We start from the raw sequence: 25956 nt of genomic DNA, 5'->3' as shown, positions 1-25956 counted from the left end.
CGCAGCTCCTTCTTCAAAAATTATTGGTTTTAGTCTACCACTTTTCGATAGTGGAAGTCACTTTCATCTAATTGTGTTGTTTTCCAAGCTTGGAGGAATAATAGAGGGAATAGACATCAATATGAAAAAGTGAGGCAAAAAAATTATGAAAAAGATGTTCCTTCTATTCCTGTCTCTTCTCATTTTAGGACTTCCAAAAAATGTGGCAGCAAAGCAAAAAGTTCCGATTCTAGTCTATCACTCCATCGACCAATATAGTGGGACTGGCTCTAAGGAGCTATATGTGACACCAGAAAACTTCGAGAAACAAATGACCTATTTAAGAGACCATGGGTATACCTTATTAACTTTCGAGCGTTGGCAGGAGATAGAATCAGTCCCAAAACCAATATTTATCACCTTAGATGACGGGTATAAAAACAATCTTCATGCGTTTTCAATTTTACAAAAGCTGTCAAATAGAAATTTTCATCCGACTGCTACCTTTTTTGTGATTTCCGATTTTATCGGTAGAACGAACCGCTTAACAAATTCGGATCTAAGAATGCTAGTAAATACAGGATTAATCTCAGTTCAGTCACATACATCGACACATCCTGATTTAACCAAAGTGAATAACCTAGAATACGAACTGAAGGAATCGAAAGAAAAAATTCAGAAAATAACAGGGAAACCGGTAATTGCAATCGCATACCCTTATGGAAATACGAATGAACATGTGGTGGCAGAAACAAAAAAATATTATCAATTTGGACTCACAACTACGCCAGGTCCATTTTCTCTGACGGGCTTTAAAAACGAACTCTACTATTTACCACGGATTTATATAAAATATTCAACCATGCTTGCTGATTTTGAACAAGCGGTGAAGGTGGAGTAAGCAGATAATGAAAAGACACTGTAAACTGTCCGCAATCTGTATGTAATCAAACAACGCTATAATAGTAAAACATAACTATGACTCTATTAGGGCGGGTGTTTATATGGAAGAGACAATGGTAAAATCCTACTTACAAAAATCACTAGATGAGTGGAAGGATGATATCTCACTAGTTTTAACTGAGATTGCGAATGAGTACGATGAGGTAGCACAGGAATTAAAAGTATATTCCTACAAATATGGAATCACCAAGCAAGTGATTCAATCGACAGTAAACGAAGAAATTATTGAAAAAATTCGTGATATGTATCATAAACCTTTTGAAGAAAGCTATAATCAGCTTAAAGAATACATAAAGGACTTAGAAGAAAAAAGGCGTGTATTTCAAATGTTTATTCAAAAGATTGAGGAAGTAACCAAAAAAGAATCAGCGAAAATTACTACTTATTAACATTAACTACATCCTTAAAAAAGCAATCTGGATTATTTTGATTAAAGGGATCCGTTTTAGGGTGCTTTCTTATTAAAAGACACAAAAAAAGACGTATGAATTGGCATACGTCTTTTTTTTATATGCTGGTTGATAAAAAAGCTGATGATTCCCGAATCTAGGATCAAGAGGGTCCTCACTTATCGGTTGGGGGATCAGGCTAAGCACCAGAGCTGATCAATAGACGGAAAAATTCCGCTTAATTGGAAATTTTTATTAAAAAATGCTTAAATAGACGGAGAATTTCCGCCTATTAACTCGAAAAATTCGAAAAATAGGATCTTTGCTTTGCATAACCGGAAAACCTCCCCTTATTTACCCCGAAACGAGCTCCATTCCGCATCTAACCAGAAAGTCTCCGCTTATTCTCCTTTTGCTGGTTACTCATTAAGGACAAGACATCTTATATAAAAAAGGATTGAGTTCTATCTCATAAATCCAAGAGAACCTCATTTTGATTAGGCTGCTTTTTTATTTGGCTCTAGTTAAAGGACCAGTGTATCCATGTCATGCATATATTGAAGCAAGAGTTTAATTGTGAGGTGTGAAACAAATGATTACCGCTACGATTGGCAGTAAAACCTTTCGAATCCCAGATAACCTTGAGGAATATTTTCAACCGTTTCGCTCACAAGTGATTGGGATAAACCAGGAATTTGAATCTCCTCTTGGAAAAAAGAAAATTGTCTATGCGGATTGGACGGCCAGTGGGCGTCTCTATCGCCCCATTGAGCAGAAGATTTCAGAAGTATTTGGCCCATTTATGGCCAATACACATACAGAATCGAATATAACCAGCTTAATGATGACAGGAATATATAATCAATCCAAACAAATTATTAAGGCCCATGTAAATGCCGACGAACATGATGCCCTGATTCTCGATGGATTTGGGATGACATCTGTTATGAATAAGTTTCAAAGACTATTGGGAATTAGAGTACATGAACAGTGGAAATCGCGACTGGCACTTCCTGAGAGTGAGCGCCCCATTATTTTTATTACGCATATGGAACATCATTCCAACCAAACATCGTGGCTTGAAACAATAGGGGATGTAGTTATTTTACCTCCAGACCATGATGGTAATGTGGACTGTAATCAGTTGGTCCAGATGCTTCAGCATTATAAAAATAGAAGAATGAAGATTGGTTCGTTTACAGCATGCTCGAATGTAACAGGGCTTCAAACACCATACCATCAATTAGCCAAAATCATGCATCAACATGGCGGGATCTGCTTAGTGGATTTCGCAGCATCAGCTCCGTATGTAACGATCAATATGCATCCAGTGGATCCCTTAGAAAAACTTGATGCCATCTTTTTCTCTCCTCATAAATTTCTAGGAGGACCGGGTACTAGTGGGGTATTGGTTTTTGATACTCGACTGTATTCAAATCATGTTCCAGACCATCCAGGGGGTGGAACGGTGACATGGACGAATCCATGGGGAGGGCACCAATATTATTCTGATATCGAGTTGCGGGAAGATGGCGGGACACCTGGGATATTACAAGCGATTCGGACCGCCCTATGCTTGAATTTGAAAGAACAAATGGGTGTAGACAATATATTGAAACGTGAGAAAGAACAGTTAAGTATTCTATTACCTAAATTATTTGACATACCGGGTGTTCATATATTAGCTGGACATAAAAGCGATCGTCTCGGGATTGTTTCGTTTTATATTGAAAATATCCATTACAATTTAATTGTTCGCCTGCTAAATGATCGGTTTGGAATTCAGGTAAGAGGAGGGTGCTCTTGTGCAGGGACCTACGGCCATCATCTCCTTCATATTGATAAAGAATCCTCTTTACAAATTACTGAGAAAATTAACCAGGGGGACTTGTCGCAGAAACCAGGATGGGTACGGTTCTCAATCCATCCGATTATGACCAATGAAGAAATTATGTTGTTTGTAAATGCGATAAGAGAAATTATCTTAAACATTAATGAATGGAAGAATGATTATCTTTATGATAAGGCAAGTAATGATTACTTTTATGTCCACCACCAAAGTGAGGACATGGCTCCGCTATTTCGATTTGAATAATGAATAAGGTTACCCACAAACTTGTTTGGGCATATGCTGTCAAGAGAAAGGTGGGGTCTTATGATTCACACAGTTAAGCCAGGGGAAACGCTGGGGATTATCTCTGCAAATTATCGCGTAAGTCTCCAAAGCCTTTATGCAGCTAATCCTGGGGTCGGGCATTTACATGTGGGACAAAAAATTCAAATTCCAGGTCTGCCAGAGCCTTCTACGATTCCATATTCCATTCAAATCTCTGTTGGTAAACGAAGACTTTCATTATACAATAATGGCAGACTAGTGAAAATTTTTCCCATCGCCGTAGGGAAGATGTTGACAAATACACCAACTGGGGATTTCGTGATTGTTAATCGGCAATATAATCCCGGGGGACCCTTCGGTGTATTGTGGCTATCGCTATCAAAACTGGGCTATGGTATTCACGGTACAAACAACCCAAGTTCAATCGGGAAAGCGGTCTCTCATGGCTGTGTAAGAATGTATAATCGGGATGTATTACAACTTGCAGAGATGGTCCCTAATGGAACTCGCGTATTGATACGTCCTTAAGTGGGAAAGGCAGATTTTCGAATCAGCCTTTTTTATTTATCCTTGGAATTCGTTTAATTAATTTCACAATCTTCACAAATTAACCAATCAAAATTATAATTTTTAATATAAAGGCAATTATGAGACCGAGGGGAGACGTTTGTATTGACAAAAGTTTATATCATCCATGAAAATAGCGACTGGACCATTCATCTTACAAAGCGGTTAGACGAATTAGGTGTGCCTTATGAAGAATGGCACTTAGACAGTGGACGTCTGGACCTTTCAAAAGAACCGCCTGAAGGGGTTTTTTATAACCGGATGAGTGCGTCCTCACATACAAGAGGACATCGGTTTGCGCCCGAATTTGCTGGACAAGTCCTTTCCTGGCTAGAAGCACACGGCAGAAAGGTTATTAACGGGTCGCGAGCACTACAGTTGGAAGTTAGTAAAATAATTCAATACTTGGAACTTAATAAATACCGAATTGAAACACCTCGAACCATTGCAGCCGTAGGGAAGGAGCAAATCCTTGAGGCGGCAGTTGAATTTATGGGTAAACCTTTTATCACAAAACATAACCGAGCGGGGAAAGGGTTGGGTGTACAGCTTTTTCAATCTTTAGAGGGATTAAAAAAATATGTAGAGGGACCTTCTTTCGAAGAACCAGTGGACGGGATAACATTAATTCAAGATTACATACAGGCACCGGAAAGTTTTATTACTCGCTGTGAATTTATTGGCGGGAAATTCGTTTATGCAGTTAAGGTAGATACGTCGGAAGGATTTCAATTATGCCCGGCAGATGCCTGCCAGATTGGTGATTTATTTTGTCCAGTTGGCGAAGAGAAGGAAGAGAAACCAAAATTTGAAATCATTGCTGGTTTTTCAGACCCTATAATTATAAAGTATGAACAGGTACTTGCTGCTAACCAGATTCAAGTAGCCGGCATTGAATTTATCTGTAATGGAGCAGGCGAAATTTATACGTATGACATCAATACAAATACCAATTATAATTCAGAGGCTGAAGCAAGGGCAGGGAAATTTGGAATGTTAGAGCTTGCTAAGTTTTTGAAAGAAGAGCTCGAACGTTTGAAAGTATAGTTTATATAAAAAGGTATAAAGATAAGGCGTGAATTTCTTCACGCCTTATCTTTATGTGACCAACTTTAATTATTCTGCTTTTGCTGCTTGAATTTGAAGATTGATTTTTACTTTATCAGCAACAAGGACACCGCCCGTTTCAAGAGCAGCATTCCAAACGAGGCCATATTCAGAACGATTAATCGTTCCTTCTGCACTAAAACCAACTTTTTCATTTCCCCATGGATCTTTTCCTTGACCCTCAAAAGTAACTGCAAAGGTTTCTGGCTTTGTTACACCGCGAAGTGTTAAATCACCAGTAACATTGTATTCACCATCGTCCGTTTTTTCAATTTTTGTGGAACGGAATGTCATCGCTGGATGATTGGCTGCATCAAAGAAATCTGCAGAAACTAAATGTCCGTCACGATCCTGATTTCTTGTATCTACACTTGCTGTATCAACGGTAAATTCAATATTTGCTGTTGTTAAATCTGTTGGATCTGCTTCGATTGCCGCATCAAATTTGTTGAAAGTACCTTTCACGTTTGCAATCATCATATGGCGAACAGAAAAATCTACACTACTGTGTGATGCATCAAGAGCCCATTTTGTTTTAGTCATTTTTAAATTCCTCCAGTGTTTATTTTTTTATTATTTTATCTTGAAATCTAAATAATTTAATTCAAGATAAATTATATGGTGCGGACAAATATATTGTCAATTATATTTTATTAATTTTTTTTAAGCTTTTTCTCATACTATCTTTATAAGTTAAATATGGCAGATTGAATTTTCTATAAGGGAAAGGTTGTAGCATATTGAGTGCGGTTTAAGGAAAATAGACAATAAAAAAACGCCCAAAAGGCGTTTTAGATTCATATTGATAAACTACTTGAAAATGTAGAGGGAGCATGATAGAATGACAGTTGGCATAAATTGAATATTATGAGATAGTTTAAAAATTACCTATTATAACATTAACACAATTCAATTCAATTGTCAACAATTGACCAAAACTTACCTGGAGAGTGGTTGGATGAGCGATTTACTAAGCAAAGACTGGCAAATGGAACAAACAAGAGTCACTTCAGTGGTAAATGAAATTGATAAAAAAATAAATAAACTAAAATCAAATGCAGGAAAAGTAGGTGCTGATGTCCTTGAGATTCGAAAGGAATTTTGGGAAGATGTAACCGTCAATTTAGATGAACCTGATGATGTAATCGAGACAGCGGCGAGTATCAAACAACAGGCTGAACTCCTCTCTGAACGTGAGCGGACACATAAACAGTTGGATAAACAGTTGAACACACTTTCAAGGTTAAAGTATTCCCCATACTTTGGACGGATTGATTTTTTAGAAAAAGGGGAAACAGACACGGACCATGTGTACCTTGGAATTGCGTCCTTGATGGATGAACACGATGAAAATTTCTTAATTTATGATTGGCGTGCACCCATATCGAGCCTTTATTATGACTACTCACCAGGCCCAGCTCAATATAAAATCCCAGAAGGTACGATTGAAGGGGATATGAACTTAAAACGTCAATTTATTATTAAAGCCTCAGAGATTAAAGGGATGTTTGATACGGGGGTAACGATTGGAGATGAGATGCTTCAGGAGGTCCTTGGAAACAATGCGAGCACTCAAATGAAAAGCATTGTTGCTACTATTCAACGGGAGCAAAATGAAATCATTCGCAATGAACGTGCAAAAATACTGATCGTTCAAGGGGTTGCCGGGAGTGGTAAAACGTCAGCAGCCCTGCAGAGGGTTGCCTACCTGCTCTATCGTTATCGTGGGACCTTAAATTCAGAAAATATTATGTTATTTTCTCCCAACCCACTATTTAATAGCTATGTGGCCACAGTTTTACCGGAGCTTGGGGAAGAAAATATGCAGCAATCCACCTTTCAGGAATACCTAAATTCTCGTTTGGGGAAGGAGTTTGATGTGGAAGACCCATTTACCCAAATGGAGTATTTGCTAAGTGGCAAGGATGATAGGGGGTATGAGGAAAGAGTAGAGGGGATTCGCTTTAAATCCAGTTTGGACTTTAAGAATATCATCGATCAATATGCAAAAGGATTATCGCAAAAGGGACTAATTTTTAGGGATTTAAAATTTAGAGGAGATGTATTAATTTCTAAAAAGGAGATTCACGATTATTTTTATTCCTTAGAGGATCACATTACGATTCCTAATCGAATGAAGCTTGTTAAAGAATGGTTGTTAAGAGATCTAAAGCGAAAAGTTAGACAAGAGCGCTCGAGGAGTTGGGTGGAGGATGAAATCCAATACCTCGAAAAAGAGGATTTTATGGAGGCATTCAAAAAGCTTCAGGAAAAGAATCAATTTTCCAATAATTCATTTGATGATTTTGAGCAGGAGCAAAAGTTTCTTTCAGAGATGGTCGTAAAAGAGAAGTTCAAGCCTTTATTTACACGAGTAAAAAGTTTGCGGTTTGTCGATGCTCCACGCGTTTATTGCCAGTTATTTAAACAAGTTGAATATATGGATAAAAGCCTGCCAATTGATTGGAAGAATATTTGCAGACAGACGATGGATAAATTAAATGAGAAAATCATTCCATATGAAGATGCCACTCCATATGTGTACCTCCAGGATTTAATTGAAGGTCGTAAGTCTAATACAGCAATACGGCATATTTTTATTGATGAAGCACAAGATTATTCACCATTTCAGTTTGCTTTTATTCAAACTCTATTTCCTTATAGCAAAATGACTTTGCTTGGGGATTTTAATCAAGCAATATTTTCTGGGGCTACTGGTGCGGAAACTGTTCTATCCCACCAAGTCAAAGCAGAGGATGAGGTCGAATCGTTTGTCCTTACCAAAACCTATCGATCCACAAAAGAAATTGTTGACTTTACCAGTACGTTAATTGAAGGTGGAGAAAATATTGAACCCTTTAATCGCAGGGGCAGGAAACCGTTAGTTTCAGTCATTGATGAGGAGGGCAGAACAGGAGTAATTGTAAGAAAAATAAAAGATTTTCAAAATGAAGGACATCGTACCATTGCAGTCATATGCAGGACGTCTGATGAAAGCATAAGGGCCTATCATGCACTTAAAAACGAGATTCCATTGCATCTAATTGAGAAGGGAACAATCTCATATGAAAAAGGGATCCTTGTCATTCCTTCGTATCTAGCGAAAGGGATCGAATTTGATGCAGTAATTTTGTATGATTGTTCTGGGTACAAGGATGAAAGTGAACGGAAATTATTTTATACCGTCTGTACAAGAGCCATGCATGAATTGCATCTGCTTACCACTTCAGGGATTAGCCCTTTAATGGAGAAAACGCCAAACGATACCTACTTATTCGAAAAAACCAATGTAATCTAACAATAAAGAAACTGTATGTCTCATTTAGAAACATACAGTTTCTTTTAGATTATAATTGAAGTATTTTCTTATCAACTTTTATACATGCTATCTACAACAAACTTGGAAACGAGGTATTCACTTGCTAAAGGAACATCGAAGTCTTATTATTTTTCTTCTGCTTTTCTCTATTGTCCTTATTTGGTCAGCGATTCATCCCCATGATCGTTTCACGTGGTGGCTAGAGGTGATTCCGGCACTTTTAGGTGTATTTATATTATTATTAACCTATCGTTTCTTTCAATTTACAACACTGGTTTATTTTTTAGTCCTTGTTCATTCGTCAATCTTATTTATTGGCGGTCACTATACATATGCAGAAATGCCGTTGTTTAATTGGTTTAGAGAAATTTGGGACTTGGACCGCAATTATTATGACCGTCTTGGTCACTTCGCACAAGGGTTTATTCCAGCAATTATTATCCGTGAATTATTGATAAGAACTTCTCCTTTGCGAGATTCCAAATGGCTGCCCGTTACGGTAATCTGTATATGTTTAGCTATTAGTGCAACCTATGAATTAGTCGAATTCACTGTGGCTTTGTTGACAGGAGAAGCAGCAGAGGCTTTCCTTGGAACCCAAGGTGATGTTTGGGATACCCAATGGGACATGCTGTTAGCATTAATTGGCAGTATTATTTCCTACATTACTTTACGTATCATTCATTCGCGGCAGATTCAAAAAATTGTAACGAGTGAATAATCTGAAAAAATCAAAAACCAGCAGAATCCATCTGCTGGTTAATTTTATTTCTTCCATTGTTTTTGAACTTGTTCTAAAGCAAGTTGGAAAATTTTATCCTCTGAAGTTTCACGATTGGTGATGACGTTTGTTAAATAGCTTTTTCCTTCGAAAGTAACAGTTACTTCAACTTGTACCATAAATAAAATCTCCTTTTCAATAATAAAATTTATTGGTTTAATATGTAATTAAAAATTACACAACGATTAAACCTATTTTGCAATTTGAAAAATTATGACATGAATTGTTCATTGAACATTTCTAATGTATTTAGTTTTGATATAATCATGTTAGAGTATCTATAAAATGGAGGTTTCTAATTTCAATGTATTTTGAAGAGGTTAAAAAAGAAACGTTATATATCGCACTCGAAATGATTAATTCGAATCCCCAATATAATATGTTTGAAAATGGTAAAGAGGCCAGAACACTTGCTGATATGGAAGAAGAATTCTTAAATCCTAATTCAATCAGTGCCTTTATTAAGCTTGATGACACGTATATTGGAATAATTGATTACTTACTAGAAAACCCGAAGGACCATTACCCGTGGTTAGGGCTATTACTGCTGCATGGTGATTATCAAGGATATGGGTTCGGTGCACAGGCATTTGCAGTCTACGAAAATGAGATGCTGAAACGAGGTAAGAAAATCGTTAGAATTGGTGTATTAAAAGAGAACTTAAGAGCACAACGCTTTTGGGAAGCATTAGGATTTAATTATTATAATTCAACAACCATGCAAAATGGAAGTGGTATTTTTTGTTACGAAAAATCAATCGGACAATAACATCAAATTGAATGTTACACCTCTAAATACATGAATTGCTCGGCAAAGTGCTGAACTTGATCTTTATCGATTTGATTTTTTTTCAGCAGTGATTCAGCAATGATCACATGTGTCTGAATAGACGCATCTTTTTTTAAATCTCGTATGGACAAATCGCCGTTTAATAAAAGGATTGCTTTTTCTCTAATGTCTTGATTCTTGGATGACTTGTATAATAGATAGGCAATACATGTTACCTTATCCACAATTATCACTCCTCTATAATCAAAAATAACATTTTTTTACTATTTCGACGAGAAGCAACTTTTTTCCTGCTAATATTCTGAAAACTTATTAAAACTCTAGAGATTTTGTTTTTATATAAGAATCTTGTATGAGAACGGTCTATTAATTAGAAAATTCAAATAAATTATAATAAAGAATCTTCGCGGGGGCGGTTGTTAATGTTTGAGTATAAGGAAGAAAAACTTTCTGGTTTTGCGGTGGTTAAAACAATTCCCAAAGATGGATATCATATTAATGACGTAAAATATGAAAGCCCTTTCAAAGGAGAGGTTTCAGCCTACCTATTCATACCGGATCAACTAGGCCCTCTACCTGCAGTCATTTATATGCACCCAAGTCAAGGAGATAGAAAAACATTTTTCTGTGAGGCCCAAATGCTAGCAACCCAGGGCTATATAACCCTGCTCATTGAAGCCCAATACTTAAGAGGGAATAAACAACTAGAGTTGCGAGGAAAGAAAGAGTTTACAAAAACGATTGAGGAAATGGCAGATATTCAAAAATATATTCAAACAGTAATGGATATAAAAAGGGGAGTCACGTTGCTTAGAGAACTAGGAAAGGTGGATGAATCCAAGATCGCCTTTGTCGGCCAAGGCATGGGGGCAGCATGGGGTGGTATTCTTTCTGGTATTGAAAATCGCATAAAAACATTTATTCTGATCTCAGGATATGGACAGGTGTCAGAGATGCAAATGACAAGTGAGCATCCATCAGCCGTGCTAATTCGTGGTTTCCTACCACCTGAACGCTTCGAATTTTTTATTTCGAGTCTTAAGAAATTGGATGCGATTCATTATGTTAAAAATGCTTCGCCAGCATCGATCTTTTTCCAATTTGCTGAAAATGACGAATATATCGGTCGAAACCATGCTAATTCTCTTTATTCAATTGCTAGTTCTCCAAAAAAAATCAGTTGGTATGATACGAATCATGAATTTTCCGACTGCGAAGATGCCTTCTATGACCGGATAGAATGGCTGAATGTGCAATTCTCCGGGCAGAAATCCAAGCTTTTAAAAGAATCGACGCTGACTAAAAAATTACTTTTAAAACGGAAATCTTGTTGAATATTGCTAATTTGATATGATTTTTATATAATATTGAAGGGATAAAAGAAAAACGATGATAGTATTATGGAATATTACCTTTCGTCCCAATGGGATGGGAGGTTTTTTTTACCTTTTTACATAAGATTTAGGAGGAAAACCAATGAAACAGGCCTTAATCAAGGATTTATACAGAAATACCGAAAGCTATATTGATCAAAAAGTAGAATTAACTGGGTGGATTCGGACCATTCGTGATTCCAAAACTTTTGGGTTCATTGAATTAAATGATGGCAGCTTTTTTAAAGGTGTACAGATTGTTTTTGATGAGCAGTTAGCGAACTTTAAGGAAATCGCGAAACTTCCAATCAGCTCATCCATTAGGGTAAAAGGGGATTTTATTCATACTCCTCAAGCAAAGCAGCCTTTTGAAATAAAAGCGACTGACATTGTGATTGAAGGTACGTCAAATGTGGATTATCCATTGCAAAAGAAGAAGCATTCGTTTGAATACTTACGAACAATTGCCCATTTACGGCCAAGGACTAATACATTTTCAGCCGTTTTTCGTGTAAGGTCGCTTGCGTCCTATGCGATTCATAAATTTTTCCAAGATAAAGGGTTTGTGTATGTTCATTCACCAATTATTACCGGCAGTGATACAGAAGGTGCAGGGGAAATGTTCCGAGTAACTACCTTAGATATGGACAATCTTCCGAAAAATGAAGAGGGCAAAACGGATCTTAGCAAGGATTTCTTTAACAAAGAAACCAATTTGACCGTAAGCGGGCAGTTATCGGCAGAAGCGTTTGCATTGGCATTCCGGAATGTCTATACCTTTGGCCCAACATTTAGAGCAGAAAACTCTAACACTGCGCGACATGCGGCGGAATTTTGGATGGTTGAGCCTGAGGTTGCTTTTGCTGAATTGCCGGATATCATGGATTTAGCAGAAGAAATGGTGAAATATGTAATTGGCTATGTATTAGAACAGGCTCCTGAAGAAATGAATTTCTTTAACAGCTTTATTGAAAAAGGTTTACTAGACCGGTTAAATAATGCCTATACGGCAGACTTTGGCCGTGTGACCTATACAGAAGCGATTGATATTTTACGGGAGTCAGGTGAAACGTTTGCCTATCCAGTTGAGTGGGGCCTTGACTTGCAAACCGAGCATGAACGCTATTTAAGTGAAAAGGTATTTAAACGACCTGTATTTGTTACTGATTATCCAAAAGAAATCAAAGCTTTCTATATGAGACTAAATGAAGACAACAAAACAGTTGCTGCAACAGATTTATTAGTACCGGGTATTGGTGAATTGATTGGCGGAAGTCAGCGTGAAGAACGTGAAGAAATCTTAGCAGGTAAAATAAATGAACTTGGCATGACTGAAGAAGATTACTGGTGGTACCTGGAATTAAGGAAGTATGGCGGTACGAAACATTCAGGATATGGTATTGGTTTTGAGCGTTTAATTATGTATCTAACAGGAATGACTAATATTAGGGACGTCATTCCGTTCCCAAGAACAACAGGGAATGCTGAGTTTTAATTAGGCTGTGTTAAACTTGTCTGTTGATTTCCGTTCCAGGCACTTCGCTTTCCGCGGGCGTTGCGGGGAGCCTCCTCGGCGCTTTCAGCGCCTGCGGGGTCTCCCCTGCCCCGTACTCCCGCAGGAGTCTTCGTGCCTTCCACTCCAATCAACAGAGTTCCACAATCAACATTTCCCTTTAAAACAGCCTTTAATTAAAAAGAGAAGACCAGTTTCGAACTGGTCTTCTCTTTTTTGATTATTATTGGTCCTTTAATTCCTCTTCGAAAAAGAATGTTTCCGGGTGTTCCTTAACGATATAAGAATATCTTTTCATGTTTTTTACATATTGTGATTTTAGAATGGTGACGACTTCGCCAGTTTCAATAATATTTACAGATTGTCCGTTTTTGTATAGATTGGTTGAGTTTTTCACTTTTACACCCCTTTACCTATTCCTTATTAAGTATATCATAAAATCCTTAATCCTATTGCTATCTTATTGGATAAGTAAACTCAATTGGAAATCATAAAGCCCACTTCCTTTCAAAACAAAACGTAATGTGTTATGCTTTAAAGAAAGTGAGGTGTCATTTTGACAAATTATAAGGCAAGAAAAAGTAACCTCAAAGAATTACTAGCTAAAAACGGTATGGACTTGGAAAGTTTGGAAAGGAATACAAATATTCCTCAAACTCAACTCAACGACTATCTGTCAAAGAAAGTAATGAACTTAAATACTGCAATGACCATTTCCAAAGAATTGAATTGCCGCATTGAAGATTTATATATTTGGTCTTCAGAGGAGAAAGAAGCATAGAAGCATAAAAAACAGACTCAACATAGAGTCTGTTTTTTTGTATGAAAAAAATAGCACGCATTTTTGCGTACTATTTCTTTGGAATTAAGGGTTTAAGTCACATTCCTTTAAAGGAATTACTTTCGTTTTCTTTGTTAATTTATATCCCACCCAAACAAGTAAGAATAATGGCAGGCCGATGTAGGAGACTAATACTCCATTCCAATCGATATGATCACCCATAAATGCTGAATAGTTTTGTCCTAAAACAACAAATCCACATACAAGAAAAGCAAAGATAGGGCCAAATGGGAAAAGTTTTGATTTATATGGTAATAAGCTCAAATCTTTGCCTTGGGCAATAAAAGCCTTTCGGAAACGATAATGACAAACTGCAATCCCCAGCCAAGCGATAAAGCCGGACATGCCTGAAGCGTTTAACAACCAGATATACACTGTTCCATCACCAAAGAATGAGGCAAGGAAAGCAAGTGTCCCCACCAAAGTTGTTGCAATTAAGGCATTTACTGGAACGCCTCTTTTGTTTAATTTTCCAAGGAATTTAGGAGCTTTACCTTGTCGGGCCAAATCCCAAAGCATACGAGTTGATGCATACATTCCTGAATTTCCTGCCGATAAAACGGCGGTTAAGATTACTGCATTCATGATTGATGCAGCGAAAGCAATTCCTGCCTTTTGGAAAACCAAAGTAAACGGGCTTACAGTAACGTCGCCATTTGCTAAATTGTCATTTGTATAAGGAATAAGAAGCCCGATGACTAAAATCGCCAATACATAAAATAATAAAATACGCCAGAACACCTGCTTCACGGCACGTGGGATGGCTTTTTTTGGATCCTCTGTTTCACCAGCTGCTACACCTAAAAGTTCAGTTCCTTGAAAGGAAAAGCCTGCAGCCATAAAGATGCCTAGCATTGACAAAAATCCACCGTGGAATGGTGCATCACCAATCGTGAAGTTCTTGAAGCCAGGTGCTTCATTACCCATGATACCGAAAATCATTAACGTACCAGTAACAACAAAAATAATAACTGTTACCACTTTAATTAAGGAAAACCAATACTCTGCTTCTCCAAATCCTTTAACAGAAAGGTAGTTTAAGAGAAACATAATCACTAAAAAGATACCGCTCCAGATAAATGAAGGAGTATTTGGGAACCAGAATTTCATGATCATCGTTACCGCAGCTAATTCTGCAGCAATCGTTATGGCCCAGTTATACCAATAGTTCCAGCCGAGCGCAAAACCAAGGGAGGGATCGACAAATTTGGTGGCATACGTACTAAAGCTTCCTGCAACGGGCATATAGGCACCCATTTCAGCTAACCCTTGCATCAAAAAGTAAACCATGACACCAATAACAAGGTAGGATAGGATGGCTCCGCCAGGTCCTGCGCTATGGATTGCGCCGCCGCTAGCAAGAAAAAGTCCCGTTCCAATCGTTCCGCCAAGCGAAATCATGGTGAGATGACGAGATTTTAACCCTCTTTTTAAGTCCGATGGAGCTTTTTCTAGTGTTAAATCACTGGTATATTCAGATTCTTTTAATACTCTAGCTGTTTGCATAGTCTTGACTCCTCTTTTTTCTTTTTTTCGTGAAGGAGTTTGGAATACAAAAATGCCATCGAGGAATAATCGATGGCATTACAATACCCCGCATCATACCTTCCGAAAGATAGCTCAACACGATTAGCTGGTAGAAATAATCGTGACAGTTCTGTTCCTATTTGAAGACAGACCCAGCATGCTTTTTGAAGAGTAAAAGCACACTTCGGCAGTTTTTCCTTTTAAGTAGAGTCATGAATGTCTCTCACATCTCGTCCACTTTACTAATAAAAACCGCGACCTCTACCTCATCGGTTTGATGAGGATTTATCATATGAAATTAAATATATTAATATAGTAAATGAATTTTTATAGATTTGTCAATATGTAATTTTCTAATCAGCAATAAACAGATAATTTGTTTTTTTTAAATTAATTTTTTTATTTTACTTTAAGTGAGAGTATCGGTATTATTTTGAATTAGAATTGATGCCTGTTCGTATTAGGAGGATTTTTACCATGCAGATTGTTGGAATGATATTGGGATCTCTAATTATTGTGGTTGCCTTTAACCTTTTCTTAATCCCACATGAAGTATTGAGCAGTGGATTAAGTGGAATTTCAATGATATTAGGGATGATCTCACCGGTGAATACAGGGGTGGCAAATTTCCTTTTGAATTTTCCTTTGTTAATTATTGGATATAAAATGTTAGGAAAAAGATTTATCGTGAATTCGATCTTTTCGGTTATTGTTATCTCGATAGGATTATATGTAATTCCCGTATTTGCGATCGCAGATGATAGAATTCTTTCATCTATTTTTGGTGGTGCGTTAACGGGCTTAGGTGTCGGAATCGTTTTCCGTTGTTCCGGATCGACTGGGGGATTTGACATTATTGGCATGATCGTAGCAAGAAAAAGGGATTTTCCAATTGGTACTTTACTTTCAGGTATGAATGCGGTAGTTATTATGATTAGTGGATTTTTGTTTGATTGGGATTCTGCACTTTATACCTTAGTATCTATTTTTGTGACAGGTAAAGTAGTCGATGCAATCTATACGGATCATGCAAAATTAACTCTAATGATTATTACAGATAAAGGCGAAGAGATGAGGAATCATTTACTAAAGAATTTGTATCGAGGCTTAACTGTTTTGGACGGTGTTGGCGGATACTCAAATAACCAGCGGAATGTATTGATAACAGTCATTTCCAGATACGAACTTAATGAAGTGAAACACTTAATCACGGAAGTCGATTCGCGTTCCTTTGTTAATATTACAGAAACGATTGAAGTAATGGGGCTGTTTCATCGGCCAAGTCCATAAATAAAGGGTTGCATCTATTAAATGGATGTAACCCTTTTTGTTTCATCGGGATTTTCCTCGTTTTTTTATCCATTTCAATAACACATGGATAACTTCTTCAAGATCCTTCCCAGCTGGAGTTAATTCATATTCCACTTTCTTAGGTGAAGTGGCAATCACCCTTTTAATAATCAATCCTTCATTCTCTAAATCACGCAAGCGTTCGGTTAACAATCGATCAGAGATTCCAGGAATGGAAGTAACAATTTCATGGTATCGCTTCGGGCCCTCCATAAGTGAAAAAATAACGGAGCCCATCCAACGTTTACCAATAAATTCAATCGCATTATGAAAATTGGTACATATATGCTTAATTTCCTCTTCAGAAGGAGTCATACACTTGTGGTTGTTCGGTTCATTCATATAATATCCCTCTTTTTTACTTTTCTAACGATATCATATCATAGTTTATTTTCTTGACGAAAGGTACTTACTAATAGTAAGATGATTATGCACTTACTATTAGTAAGTTAAATTGATTAGGGGGAAATCTCTCATGCAAACTACTTTAACGAAAAGTTTATCTGATGTTATCAAAGAACGTCACTCCGTTAGAAAATATGATTCAACATATAAAATTTCTCAAGAAGAAATAAAAGAAATGTTAAAAGAAGCAACACAAGCACCATCCTCAAGTAATCTACAACCATGGCGTTTTATCGTGATCCAAGACCAAGAGTTAAAAAAGGAACTTAGAGCAGTAGCCAATAATCAAGAACAAGTCGAAACAGCTTCTGCTGTTATTGCTGTCTTAGGTGATAAGGAAATGTATAAAAGCGTGGAAAAAGTATACCAAAGTGCCTTTGAAGCTGGTTTTATGGATGAGGCTAATATGAATCGATTAATTGAAGGTACCAATAAAACCTATCCATTTGCTTCAGAAGAAGTCTTAAAAAATATTGCTTCATTTGATGCTGGTTTAGTGTCAATGCAATTGATGTTGATTGCAAAAGATCGAGGATATGACACCGTTCCCATGGGTGGATTTGATAAAGAAAAATTTGTGAAAATGTTTAATGTTGAAGATCGACTATTTCCAATTGTCCTGATTTCAGTGGGGAAGGCGGCAGCACCTGCTTTTAATACCACTCGTTTGCCGTTGGAAGATGTTTTAATAGAATATAAATAAAAAAGGAGGCGCATGAAAAATTTTCATGCGCCTCAAGGTTTAGTTATTGATATACTTTTCAAATACATACCCGAAATCTTTGACTATATATTGCTTTTTGCTGTCTTCTAACCATTGAAAAGCCGCTTGATTAAGCATTTTGAATTGTACAACCAAATTACTGTCTGCACTTGTCACACGACCTAAAGTAGTGGAGGCAACATCTAAGCTTTGTTTAGCGAACTGAAGAGAAATTTCATTTTCATGTGATATTTCTGAAATTTTAATTAGGGCTTTATATAAATCCTTAATTTCCTCAATATGTTTTTTATGTACATCAATGGAGAAAGGCACGGAGCCAATTTTAAATTTAATTTCGACGTCAAGGTCAACCGTTCCAGCGGTTTCGAGATATACGTCTGAGATTCGGTTGGTAGCATAACTATAACGATGGAGCATCCGTTTTTTGCTAGTTGCACTTGTGCCATCTAAATGGATAAGAGCATTATTGGTAAAGCAATATTCATCTGATTTGGATTTAATAAGAAAATAAATTTTTTCATTGTCTTCATGCATGACATAATCGTCTGCGTCTACCTTGTCATAATTCTCGGGTTTAATAACAGAGCCCACATCACTTAATCCTAAAATATCGGCAGCTACTTTTCCAAACATGAATATCACCCTCACTTTTTTAATTCTCCATCCTTCTTACGAATGGGGGACAATAAAGTTTCATCACTACTCAAAAAACTTTATACGTTAATATTCACATATATAGAAAAAAATTACAACTTGATACTTCCCCTATTATAATGGAAAATACACTATATACATATTAATAATGTAATAGAAGGAGTTGAGGTTATTGCGGCCGATTATTTTAGGGATCTTAGCGGCTTTCTTTTTTGCATTTACGTTTATCCTCAACAGATCGATGGACCAGTCAGGTGGCAGCTGGATTTGGAGTGCTTCTTTAAGGTATTTCTTTATGGTCCCTTTTTTACTTATTATTGTCATTGGAAGAAAAAATCTTAAACCCTTGCTTTGGGATTTGAAAAAAAATCCAGGTGGCTGGCTATTATGGAGTTCGGTTGGCTTTGGATTATTTTATGGTCCTATTTGTTTTTCTGCAGCATATGCCCCAGGGTGGCTCATTGCGGCCACTTGGCAGGTAACCATTATCTCAGGGTCTTTGCTTGCTCCCTTTTTTTACGAAAGGGTTATGACTAAAAAAGGTCCAATCCTGCAAAAGGGAAAAATCCCATTTAAGGGCTTGGGTATGTCATTAATAATCCTACTAGGAATTATCTTGATGCAAATGGAACAAGCCAATCAAATTTCAATTGGTGTGATTTCCCTAGGTATTCTTCCCGTGTTAATTGCTTCATTTGCTTATCCGCTAGGAAACCGAAAAATGATGGATATATGTGGTGGACGGCTGGATGTCTTCCAACGTGTATTAGGGATGACCTTAGCCAGTCTTCCATTATGGATTGTTTTATCGATTTATGGACTATTTACGATTGGTACTCCAAGCAAAGGGCAAATAATCCAATCCGGACTTGTAGCTATAACTTCAGGAGTCATTGCCACGATTTTATTTTTTAAAGCAACTGATCTTGTTAGAGGAAATATGCAGAAACTTGCGGCTGTTGAGGCGACACAATCTGTGGAGGTATTATTCGCTGTAATTGGAGAATTATTATTACTAAACAGCGCCTTCCCGACGCTGCTATCTTGGTGGGGGATGGGATTGGTCATGGTTGGTATGATCCTGCATAGCTTTTTTTCACATAAAAGTAACCAAAAAATTATTCAAAATGGTCAATCGATAAAAATGAATAGTTAGAAATGATTAATCCTTATCAAATAAGCTTGATAAGGATTTTATATTGGTTTTTTAGTGTTATTACCCATTTAAATAGGGACTTAAGACATCAATGGTTTCTTGAATCTTCTTAGCATTTCGCTTATACATTGCTTTTGATTTTTCGCAATCGGTCTCAAGCGAAAAAATCTCTAAATCAGCCTGAATTTTTTTTAAGGTAGCCAGAAGTAGTGGACGTTGTGCGGGAGCTGGAACTTGAATTTTATCATCGTATAGATCTACCGTAAGTTCTCCGTATGAATCCACTTGTCCTAGGAATACATTATCAAGGGTTACGTCTAGTTTTTCTAACTCTGTATATAACCAGCCTCTGCCTTTTCCTGCACATCTTAACGATTCATCAACAATATTTCCATCCATGATAACCGTTTGTGGTTCTTTCTCATTCGGCATTTTCATTTGTAAATCTTTGGGTGTGAGTGGTTGGTTTTCTCTTTTTAATAATGCACTTAAATTTCCGCGCGGTTCTAACACTGCAAATTCTACATCAGCAAATTTAAAAATATTCTTCTGTCTTAGAAGAGCCGATAATTCATCGATGGTATATCTTTCTTTTTTCAAGTTTTCTTCTAAAATTTTTCCGTCCTTAATAACAACAGTACTTTTTCCCTCAGCAAAATCACTAAACTTTTTACTTTTTATAGCTAAGAAATTCACTAGAAAAGTTACGAATCCAAAAACAACAAGTGCCAGTGCACCATGGAACATATTACCTTCCAAACCCGTTACGACTTCTCCAGCAATACTTCCAATGGTAATACCTGCAACATATTCAAAGAATGACAGTTCAGATATTTGTTTCTTACCTAGTACTTTGGTGGTAATAAATAAGAGTACCAAGAAGACTATCGAACGGACTATTATAAAAACCCAATCTGGCATCATTTCTCACCTCAAGATTTATGACCCTTTGTATTGGGGTTCATGTCGTTCAAGTTCTAATACACGATACTGGAGGTCTTTTTTTACTTCTCCAACCGTTAACATGGCTTGATTAAATGTAGCTTGTGCTTCACTATCTAAAGAATTTAGCGCGAAGGAAGCAAGTTGTGCTTCGATTCCATTCATAGTAGCTAGACATTGCTTAACATTTGAAGCGATAGTCACAAGTAAACTTCCTTTCATAAGGGATTCAATATATCAAAAAGGGGTTGGCAAAAATGCCAACCTAAAACTGCATTTTATTGATTATACTGAGGCTCTTCCTTGAGAATCTCTTGAAGGCGCGGTTCAACGCTATCAAGAACAGATTGAGTCTGTTGTGCCGCTTGTTGATAAAGTTGCTTTGCATTTTGGTTATCTGTGGCTAGTGCAAAGGTTTCAAAACTTGCCTGAGCACTTTTTAGTCCTGCCAATGCTTGTTTTACTTGTGTTCCAACTGTCATAAGTAATCCTTCTTTCGTGAAATAATTGAAATACAAAAATAGTATGCGGATAATTCCAGTGGTTATGTATTAATATAATCGAAAAAAATTACCATTTAGCTAAAAAAGGTTATAGAAAAATTCATGATGTTTATGAAACTTTTTGGAAGAGTTCTCGTCAAAAGTATACAGGAAAATAATGGAGGGATATTTTTGCTATCGATAAAGAGAAGTGAGTCGACTGAGGAAAAACATGTAAAACTGGTCGCGTATACGATTATCTTGTACATATGCAGTATTTTTGTGCCGTTTATTGCGGTGCCATCATACCAAAGTATGGTTTATTATTCTCGGTCGCAATGGTTTTTTTCAACGCCATTTTCTGCTTATATCACTTTTATGGGTGGGATGATTTATATCGCAGTCATTTTAACTCTCTACCTTATTTTTAGACAGCGATGGGAAGGTATTTGGTTTAAAGTGGTTTTATGGGCAATGATTCTAGCTAGTATCCCCGCATTTATCTCAAGCTTAACCAACTATTATTATTTGGATAACGAGGGTATTCATTATAATACAATGAAAAGCCTAAAAGAAAAGGAATATAGATGGGATCGTATTTCAAAAGTACATATTCTATACAGAAACCACCAAGGTACAACCAGTTTTTATCAATATCGATTTGAGATGCCAGATGGCAGTGAAATAACGATTCCTAGTAATGATAAATTGGTTGAACATAAATGGCGAGTGGAAAATAAAATAAAAGAAAACAAAATTCCTACTACTGATAATTTTAAAGATCCAATAGTGGATTAATAAAAAAGTCTTCCTTCAAAACCTCTGAAGGAAGACTTTTTTTCATGTAAGCACATGTTCTAAAATAAGTGGCTGCAATGCTTTTGTTTGATCAAAGAAGATAAAACTGTCGTACCGCTGCCCCATGTTCGAGGGAACATAATTACCGAAATGTTCGTATTCTGGCCTGTAAACTACACCGATTGCACGGTGACCAATGGTGGTCGAAAACTCCTGACGGTTCTGATCAGTAAAAAGTAAATATTTATTAGCCGGACTGGTCTTATGCATTAGTGATTCCCAACTGCCTAATTGAGCAGGGGGTACCTGCATGATTTGAACGTCGTTACCCCATTCAGTCGATGCAACTACCGTACCGCTATAGGTTCCAAACCCGACGATGTACACATTTTCCGATCCTTTTTGTTCCCTAATTATTTGTCCGACATTTACCATTCCTTCTTCTTTCATGTCCGTTGCCCTGGCATCACCGACATGGGTATTATGCTCCCAGATGATTGCTTTTCCACGATCTCCATAAAAGTTCATCACGGAGTTGAGCGCTTCTACCATGTGGTGGTCACGGACATTCCAGGATTTAGAGTCACTTTTTACCATTGTCCTGTAATATTCTTCAGCATTTGCAGTAACAAGGGCGTTTACCTCCATATTTAAGCTGCTCTCCTGATTGTCTTCAAATTTCCATTTGTTTCTCTGGATGGAGGCGAGAAGTTCGAGTGCTTCTCTCGTACAGTCTTCAGAGAGATATCCTGCCGAAACAGCATAGGATTCATGATTGCGGTTGAAGGGTTCAAAACACGAAAAAGCTTTTTTCGCGGCTTGCAGGCTCCTGGAATTCGTTTTTTCTAAATAGCGAATAATTTCATCCATACTTTCCCAAAGACTATAGACATCCAAACCATAAAAACCAACTTTTTGAGAAAGATTAGTTTGTTGATTATAATCCTTCAGCCACTCAATAAGTCCGGTCATTTCTTGGTTTGCCCACATCCAAGCAGGCCAGCGATTAAAGCTTTCCAGTACTCTCCGTACGTCGTTCGTCAAATGGTTAAATCCCTTAATGTATTGATTGATACTCTGGCATGAGGGCCAATCACCCTCAACTGCAATAAAAGAGAAGCCTTTTTCTTTAATTAATCTTTTGGATAGCTCTGCTCGGAGTGAATAAAACTCAGAGGTTCCGTGAGAAGATTCCCCAAGGAGGACATATTTTGCATCACCAATTGCATCAATTAATGGATCGAGATCATCAGTTGTGTTAAAAGGTTTCGCATATTTATTAATAGCTTTAAGCATAAGATGTTAAGCATCCTTTCCATTATACTTAAAGATAAGTTACCCCTCACTTCAAACACTTACATATCCAAAAATTCACATATTTGACACTTCTAGTCCGTAAATTAAAAAAGTCCCGTGTTATAATATAAGTGTAAAAGATAGAAATAAACATTCACATCTTAGGAGGCTCAACCATACGTGTTCGTTCCGATTGTGAACGAGTAAGTAATGAGTCTCTATCGATAAACCGAAAATTAGTTTCTTTTGGGAATTTGAATTCCATTAATTCCATGTGAATTAATTCCTTCAACGGAACAAACACACATTAGCTGATTGATTATTGGATCTTGATAGACTAATGTCATGGTTGGGTCTCCTAAGATGTAAATTAAATTCAGGAGTTACTTCATACATTGAGGTAACTCTTTTTTCATTTTGTAAGGAAATAAATAAGCATTTGATTATAATTAGCAGGATGAATCCGATATAATGGAAATAGGAAATTATTTTTGAAAGGGGCCAGATAATGTCGGGAACACAAGAATTGACTTTAATCGAACAGCAGGAAGCAATTATGGCAAAAATTCAGCATCGTAGATTAACGAAGAGGAAGATCATTCAAAGAATTCTTTTAATTACACTTGGTGCAGCCTTAATGGCCATAGGATTAGAAATATTCCTTGTTCCTAATAATGTAATTGATGGTGGTATCACGGGAATCTCTATTATGCTTTCGTACGTAACAGGTTGGAAATTAGGGATGTTCCTCTTTATTCTTAATATACCTTTTTTCTTTATTGGTTATAAACAAATAGGGAAAACCTTCGCCTTATCCACTCTTTATGGAATCATCATACTTTCGATTGGAACCACTTTACTGCATCCCGTCCCAGCTTTTACACAAGATATTCTACTTGCAACGGTATTCGGGGGGATTGCTCTTGGTATTGGAGTCGGATTAGTCATTCGGTATGGAGGCTCGTTGGATGGTACCGAGATTCTAGCGATTCTATTTAATAAAAAGCTCCCTTTTTCTGTTGGGGAAATCATTATGTTTTTTAACCTCTTTATTCTAGCGTGTGCAGGTTTTGTATTCACTTGGGACCGCGCAATGTATTCGCTTATTGCCTATTTTGTAGCTTACAAAACAATTGATATTACCATTACAGGGCTTGATGAATCCAAATCGGTGTGGATCATAAGTGATAATGCAAAACAAATTGGAGACGCAATCATGAATCGTCTCGGTCGTGGTGTAACATATATTAATGGTGAAGGTGCATATTCAGGTGATGATAAAAAAGTTATTTTTTGCGTGATCAATCGTCTTGAGGAAGCAAAATTAAAGGAAATTGTGACTGAAAATGATGATAGTGCCTTTTTAGCAGTAGCGGATATTGCGGAAGTCCGTGGTGGAAGATTTAAGAAAAAAGATATCCATTAGATGCTGCAATCACAATTTCATTCGAATAATCTGATGGAAACAAAGAGCGAAGTATGTATTTTGTCGTTATGGGGAGATTTTTAAGAAGAACTTATGTAGTTTCTTATTGTATTATGTCGGTTATTGCGGAATCGGCGTGGTGATTAGTCGGCGTTTTGTCGTACCTTGCGCTTACCTAGGAAATAAAATTACAAAATATGAATTATTTCCAGAAAAGATGGCAGAAAATCCTGCCATCTTTTTGTGTGGAAAGCGCTTTCTTTGCCAGTTTTAGAATAAAAGCTCGAAAACTTCATTCAATTCATATGCTCTTTTTTCATCCTGCTCTTCTTTAGCATAACTAATTTCTTTCGGAAGTATTTTATTTAGAAAATTGATTTCTTTTTGATTTAAATCTCGAACAAAGGACCCTTCAGAGGTATATTGGCCTTCGGTTAGTTTACGGTAAATATGACCGCCTTCCGAATGATCATCTGTGTAATTTGACAAAATTTCTCGTAAGTAACCCAACGTCTTATCCATTATTTCACCGTTCCTTTCACCTCATATTTTTAGGGCGAGACCTTATTAATATTCATCTGATAAGAAAAAAATTATTAACCGTATTTCTTCAAATAAAAAGCCACTTCACCATTAGAGGAGAGAGGCTTCAATAAATTAAAGTTTTGAGCAGGTTATTATTCGATGGCTTAAAACATCCTGATACTTTAATATGATATTCCCATGTTCATTTAAAATTTGAAATAATTCAGGTTCAAAATTGTTCGAGAAATGAAATTCAGTGGTATTATTACCATGACTTATATTCGTTTTTTCTGTTTTAATAACAATATCTTTGAATCCTGCCTGAATAAATAAATTTCGCCAATCATCTTCCAACAATAAAGAATCCAGAGCATAAAACTTCATTATTTCAGATTCCTCTTGAGGACTTAGTTTTGAGTTAATGGTCATTTCATTGGCAATCAGCCGTCCGCCTTTTTTTAAAACCCGAAAAAATTCACTAATCGCAACAGGTTTGTTAACAAAGGCTAATACAGATTCTGATAAAATAAAATCAAAAGTATCATCTTTAAAGGGAAGTTTTTCAACAGACCCTTGGATTAACTTGATTGGTAAACCTATTGACTGAAATCGATTTTTTGCTTTTTCAATCATGATTGGATTAATCTCCACACCAACTACCTTTGCAAAATAATGCTGATAAAGAAATGCTGCTGTTTGGCCTGTGCCGCAGCCGGCATCTAGGATACGTGACTTATTTGTAATATCTTCATTGGACAAAATATTTTTTGTTAATGGAATTCCACCAGGATGTGCTCCACCCACCCCAAATTTGGCTAAGAAGTCAAAATAAGTTAAACCTCCCATAAATAAAGACACCACCTCATTTATCTTGTAGCAGTTTATGTAAAATATAGGTGAGAGGTTCTTTCAAATTAGTCTGAATAATAAAAG

General features: G+C 36.8%; 30 protein-coding genes and 1 riboswitch. Of the genes, 16 read left to right on the top strand and 14 right to left on the bottom strand.

The genetic code is table 11. The features are described from left to right. Positions 1-145 precede the first annotated feature (145 nt). The 5 genes from M3610_RS22780 to M3610_RS22760 all read left to right on the top strand — a co-directional run bounded on the left by M3610_RS22780 (position 146) and on the right by M3610_RS22760 (position 5061). Positions 146-880: a polysaccharide deacetylase family protein gene (locus M3610_RS22780; protein WP_251462854.1), complete on the top strand. Its 735-nt coding sequence runs from the start codon at positions 146-148 to the stop codon at positions 878-880. Between the two features lie 103 nt (positions 881-983). After that, positions 984-1331 carry a hypothetical protein gene (locus M3610_RS22775; RefSeq protein WP_026563700.1) on the top strand — a complete coding sequence of 116 codons (348 nt, stop codon included), beginning with the start codon at positions 984-986 and terminating at the stop codon, positions 1329-1331. A gap of 592 nt (positions 1332-1923) precedes the next feature. Beyond that, positions 1924-3426 carry an aminotransferase class V-fold PLP-dependent enzyme gene (locus M3610_RS22770; RefSeq protein ID WP_251462852.1) on the top strand — a complete coding sequence of 501 codons (1503 nt, stop codon included), beginning with the start codon at positions 1924-1926 and terminating at the stop codon, positions 3424-3426. Positions 3427-3486: 60 nt separating this feature from the next. Continuing rightward, positions 3487-3975 carry a L,D-transpeptidase family protein gene (locus M3610_RS22765; RefSeq protein ID WP_251462850.1) on the top strand — a complete coding sequence of 163 codons (489 nt, stop codon included), beginning with the start codon at positions 3487-3489 and terminating at the stop codon, positions 3973-3975. Between the two features lie 144 nt (positions 3976-4119). Beyond that, positions 4120-5061, top strand: coding sequence for an ATP-grasp domain-containing protein (locus M3610_RS22760; RefSeq protein ID WP_251462848.1), 942 nt, complete (start codon positions 4120-4122; stop codon positions 5059-5061). A gap of 69 nt (positions 5062-5130) precedes the next feature. On the opposite strand, the gene M3610_RS22755 is transcribed toward M3610_RS22760, so the two are convergent. Beyond that, complete coding sequence (locus M3610_RS22755; RefSeq protein WP_251462846.1) at positions 5131-5664, bottom strand: YceI family protein; 534 nt, start codon at positions 5662-5664, stop codon at positions 5131-5133. 415 nt (positions 5665-6079) lie between these two features. Between M3610_RS22755 and helD the strand changes: the two genes are divergently transcribed. Beyond that, positions 6080-8419, top strand: coding sequence for an RNA polymerase recycling motor HelD (gene helD / locus M3610_RS22750; RefSeq protein WP_251462845.1), 2340 nt, complete (start codon positions 6080-6082; stop codon positions 8417-8419). A gap of 121 nt (positions 8420-8540) precedes the next feature. After that, the gene (locus tag M3610_RS22745) at positions 8541-9161 is read left to right on the top strand and encodes a DUF2238 domain-containing protein (protein WP_251462843.1); all 621 of its coding nucleotides are present in this window, start codon (positions 8541-8543) and stop codon (positions 9159-9161) included. A gap of 44 nt (positions 9162-9205) precedes the next feature. Here the strand turns inward: M3610_RS22745 and M3610_RS22740 are convergent, their stop codons facing one another. Continuing rightward, complete coding sequence (locus tag M3610_RS22740) at positions 9206-9340, bottom strand: BA3454 family stress response protein (RefSeq protein WP_251462841.1); 135 nt, start codon at positions 9338-9340, stop codon at positions 9206-9208. Positions 9341-9525: 185 nt separating this feature from the next. On the opposite strand from M3610_RS22740, the gene M3610_RS22735 reads away from it, so the two are divergent. Further along, positions 9526-9990, top strand: coding sequence for a GNAT family N-acetyltransferase (locus M3610_RS22735; RefSeq protein ID WP_251462839.1), 465 nt, complete (start codon positions 9526-9528; stop codon positions 9988-9990). A gap of 14 nt (positions 9991-10004) precedes the next feature. Here M3610_RS22735 and M3610_RS22730 read toward each other — a convergent pair whose 3' ends face one another. Continuing rightward, entirely contained in the window at positions 10005-10235 is a 231-nt protein-coding gene (locus tag M3610_RS22730; protein WP_251462837.1) for a hypothetical protein, read from the bottom strand. Positions 10236-10433: 198 nt separating this feature from the next. On the opposite strand from M3610_RS22730, the gene M3610_RS22725 reads away from it, so the two are divergent. Next, the gene (locus M3610_RS22725) at positions 10434-11345 is read left to right on the top strand and encodes an alpha/beta hydrolase (RefSeq protein ID WP_251462835.1); all 912 of its coding nucleotides are present in this window, start codon (positions 10434-10436) and stop codon (positions 11343-11345) included. Positions 11346-11487: 142 nt separating this feature from the next. After that, on the top strand, positions 11488-12879 hold the full coding sequence (asnS, locus tag M3610_RS22720) for an asparagine--tRNA ligase (RefSeq protein ID WP_251462833.1): 1392 nt from the start codon (positions 11488-11490) through the stop codon (positions 12877-12879). On the opposite strand, the gene M3610_RS22715 is transcribed toward asnS, so the two are convergent. Beyond that, on the bottom strand, positions 12876-13031 hold the full coding sequence (locus M3610_RS22715; RefSeq protein WP_251462831.1) for a hypothetical protein: 156 nt from the start codon (positions 13029-13031) through the stop codon (positions 12876-12878). The two genes, asnS and M3610_RS22715, sit on opposite strands and share 4 nt — an antisense overlap. An 89-nt stretch (positions 13032-13120) precedes the next feature. Beyond that, entirely contained in the window at positions 13121-13294 is a 174-nt protein-coding gene (locus tag M3610_RS22710) for a hypothetical protein (RefSeq protein WP_180230150.1), read from the bottom strand. A 159-nt stretch (positions 13295-13453) separates the two neighbouring features. Here M3610_RS22710 and M3610_RS22705 point away from each other — a divergent pair, with 159 nt between their 5' ends. Then, positions 13454-13678: a helix-turn-helix domain-containing protein gene (locus tag M3610_RS22705; protein WP_098574935.1), complete on the top strand. Its 225-nt coding sequence runs from the start codon at positions 13454-13456 to the stop codon at positions 13676-13678. Positions 13679-13762: 84 nt separating this feature from the next. Here the strand turns inward: M3610_RS22705 and M3610_RS22700 are convergent, their stop codons facing one another. Then, positions 13763-15244 (bottom strand): amino acid permease, encoded by a 1482-nt coding sequence (locus tag M3610_RS22700; RefSeq protein WP_251462829.1) that lies wholly within the window; start codon positions 15242-15244, stop codon positions 13763-13765. Positions 15245-15346: 102 nt separating this feature from the next. Continuing rightward, positions 15347-15537: riboswitch (Lysine riboswitch) on the bottom strand. A 205-nt stretch (positions 15538-15742) separates the two neighbouring features. Here M3610_RS22700 and M3610_RS22695 point away from each other — a divergent pair. After that, positions 15743-16555, top strand: coding sequence for a YitT family protein (locus tag M3610_RS22695; RefSeq protein WP_251462827.1), 813 nt, complete (start codon positions 15743-15745; stop codon positions 16553-16555). A 42-nt stretch (positions 16556-16597) separates the two neighbouring features. Here the strand turns inward: M3610_RS22695 and M3610_RS22690 are convergent, their stop codons facing one another. Then, positions 16598-16957, bottom strand: a complete 360-nt coding sequence (locus tag M3610_RS22690; protein WP_251462825.1) for a winged helix-turn-helix transcriptional regulator — start codon at positions 16955-16957, stop codon at positions 16598-16600. A 133-nt stretch (positions 16958-17090) separates the two neighbouring features. Between M3610_RS22690 and M3610_RS22685 the strand changes: the two genes are divergently transcribed. Continuing rightward, on the top strand, positions 17091-17723 hold the full coding sequence (locus M3610_RS22685) for a nitroreductase family protein (RefSeq protein ID WP_251462823.1): 633 nt from the start codon (positions 17091-17093) through the stop codon (positions 17721-17723). Positions 17724-17762: 39 nt separating this feature from the next. On the opposite strand, the gene M3610_RS22680 is transcribed toward M3610_RS22685, so the two are convergent. Beyond that, the gene (locus tag M3610_RS22680) at positions 17763-18377 is read right to left on the bottom strand and encodes a PH domain-containing protein (protein ID WP_098576713.1); all 615 of its coding nucleotides are present in this window, start codon (positions 18375-18377) and stop codon (positions 17763-17765) included. 193 nt (positions 18378-18570) lie between these two features. On the opposite strand from M3610_RS22680, the gene M3610_RS22675 reads away from it, so the two are divergent. Then, positions 18571-19554, top strand: coding sequence for a DMT family transporter (locus tag M3610_RS22675; RefSeq protein WP_251462821.1), 984 nt, complete (start codon positions 18571-18573; stop codon positions 19552-19554). A 60-nt stretch (positions 19555-19614) separates the two neighbouring features. Here the strand turns inward: M3610_RS22675 and M3610_RS22670 are convergent, their stop codons facing one another. From M3610_RS22670 to M3610_RS22660, 3 genes are all read right to left on the bottom strand, one after another. Next, positions 19615-20475, bottom strand: coding sequence for a DUF421 domain-containing protein (locus M3610_RS22670; protein WP_098576715.1), 861 nt, complete (start codon positions 20473-20475; stop codon positions 19615-19617). A gap of 18 nt (positions 20476-20493) precedes the next feature. Further along, a complete protein-coding gene (locus M3610_RS22665; protein WP_098576716.1) occupies positions 20494-20700 on the bottom strand; it encodes a DUF1657 domain-containing protein in 207 nt (68 codons plus the stop codon). A 74-nt stretch (positions 20701-20774) separates the two neighbouring features. Continuing rightward, positions 20775-20978, bottom strand: a complete 204-nt coding sequence (locus tag M3610_RS22660; protein ID WP_098576717.1) for a DUF1657 domain-containing protein — start codon at positions 20976-20978, stop codon at positions 20775-20777. 192 nt (positions 20979-21170) lie between these two features. On the opposite strand from M3610_RS22660, the gene M3610_RS22655 reads away from it, so the two are divergent. Next, complete coding sequence (locus tag M3610_RS22655; protein ID WP_251462819.1) at positions 21171-21776, top strand: hypothetical protein; 606 nt, start codon at positions 21171-21173, stop codon at positions 21774-21776. A 42-nt stretch (positions 21777-21818) separates the two neighbouring features. Here the strand turns inward: M3610_RS22655 and M3610_RS22650 are convergent, their stop codons facing one another. Further along, positions 21819-23072 carry an erythromycin esterase family protein gene (locus M3610_RS22650; RefSeq protein ID WP_251462817.1) on the bottom strand — a complete coding sequence of 418 codons (1254 nt, stop codon included), beginning with the start codon at positions 23070-23072 and terminating at the stop codon, positions 21819-21821. Positions 23073-23628: 556 nt separating this feature from the next. On the opposite strand from M3610_RS22650, the gene M3610_RS22645 reads away from it, so the two are divergent. Next, positions 23629-24498: a YitT family protein gene (locus M3610_RS22645; protein ID WP_396953668.1), complete on the top strand. Its 870-nt coding sequence runs from the start codon at positions 23629-23631 to the stop codon at positions 24496-24498. A 270-nt stretch (positions 24499-24768) separates the two neighbouring features. Here M3610_RS22645 and M3610_RS22640 read toward each other — a convergent pair whose 3' ends face one another. Together M3610_RS22640 and M3610_RS22635 are read right to left on the bottom strand one after the other, a co-directional pair. Next, complete coding sequence (locus M3610_RS22640) at positions 24769-25020, bottom strand: sigma-G-dependent sporulation-specific acid-soluble spore protein CsgA (RefSeq protein WP_098576720.1); 252 nt, start codon at positions 25018-25020, stop codon at positions 24769-24771. A 135-nt stretch (positions 25021-25155) separates the two neighbouring features. Next, the gene (locus M3610_RS22635) at positions 25156-25869 is read right to left on the bottom strand and encodes a class I SAM-dependent methyltransferase (protein WP_251462813.1); all 714 of its coding nucleotides are present in this window, start codon (positions 25867-25869) and stop codon (positions 25156-25158) included. Positions 25870-25956: the final 87 nt, after the last annotated feature.

It is taken from the genome of Neobacillus sp. MER 74, assembly GCF_023714155.1.
The sequence above is the reverse complement of the archived record's forward strand: the minus strand, read 5'-3'. Positions and strand labels throughout refer to the sequence as shown.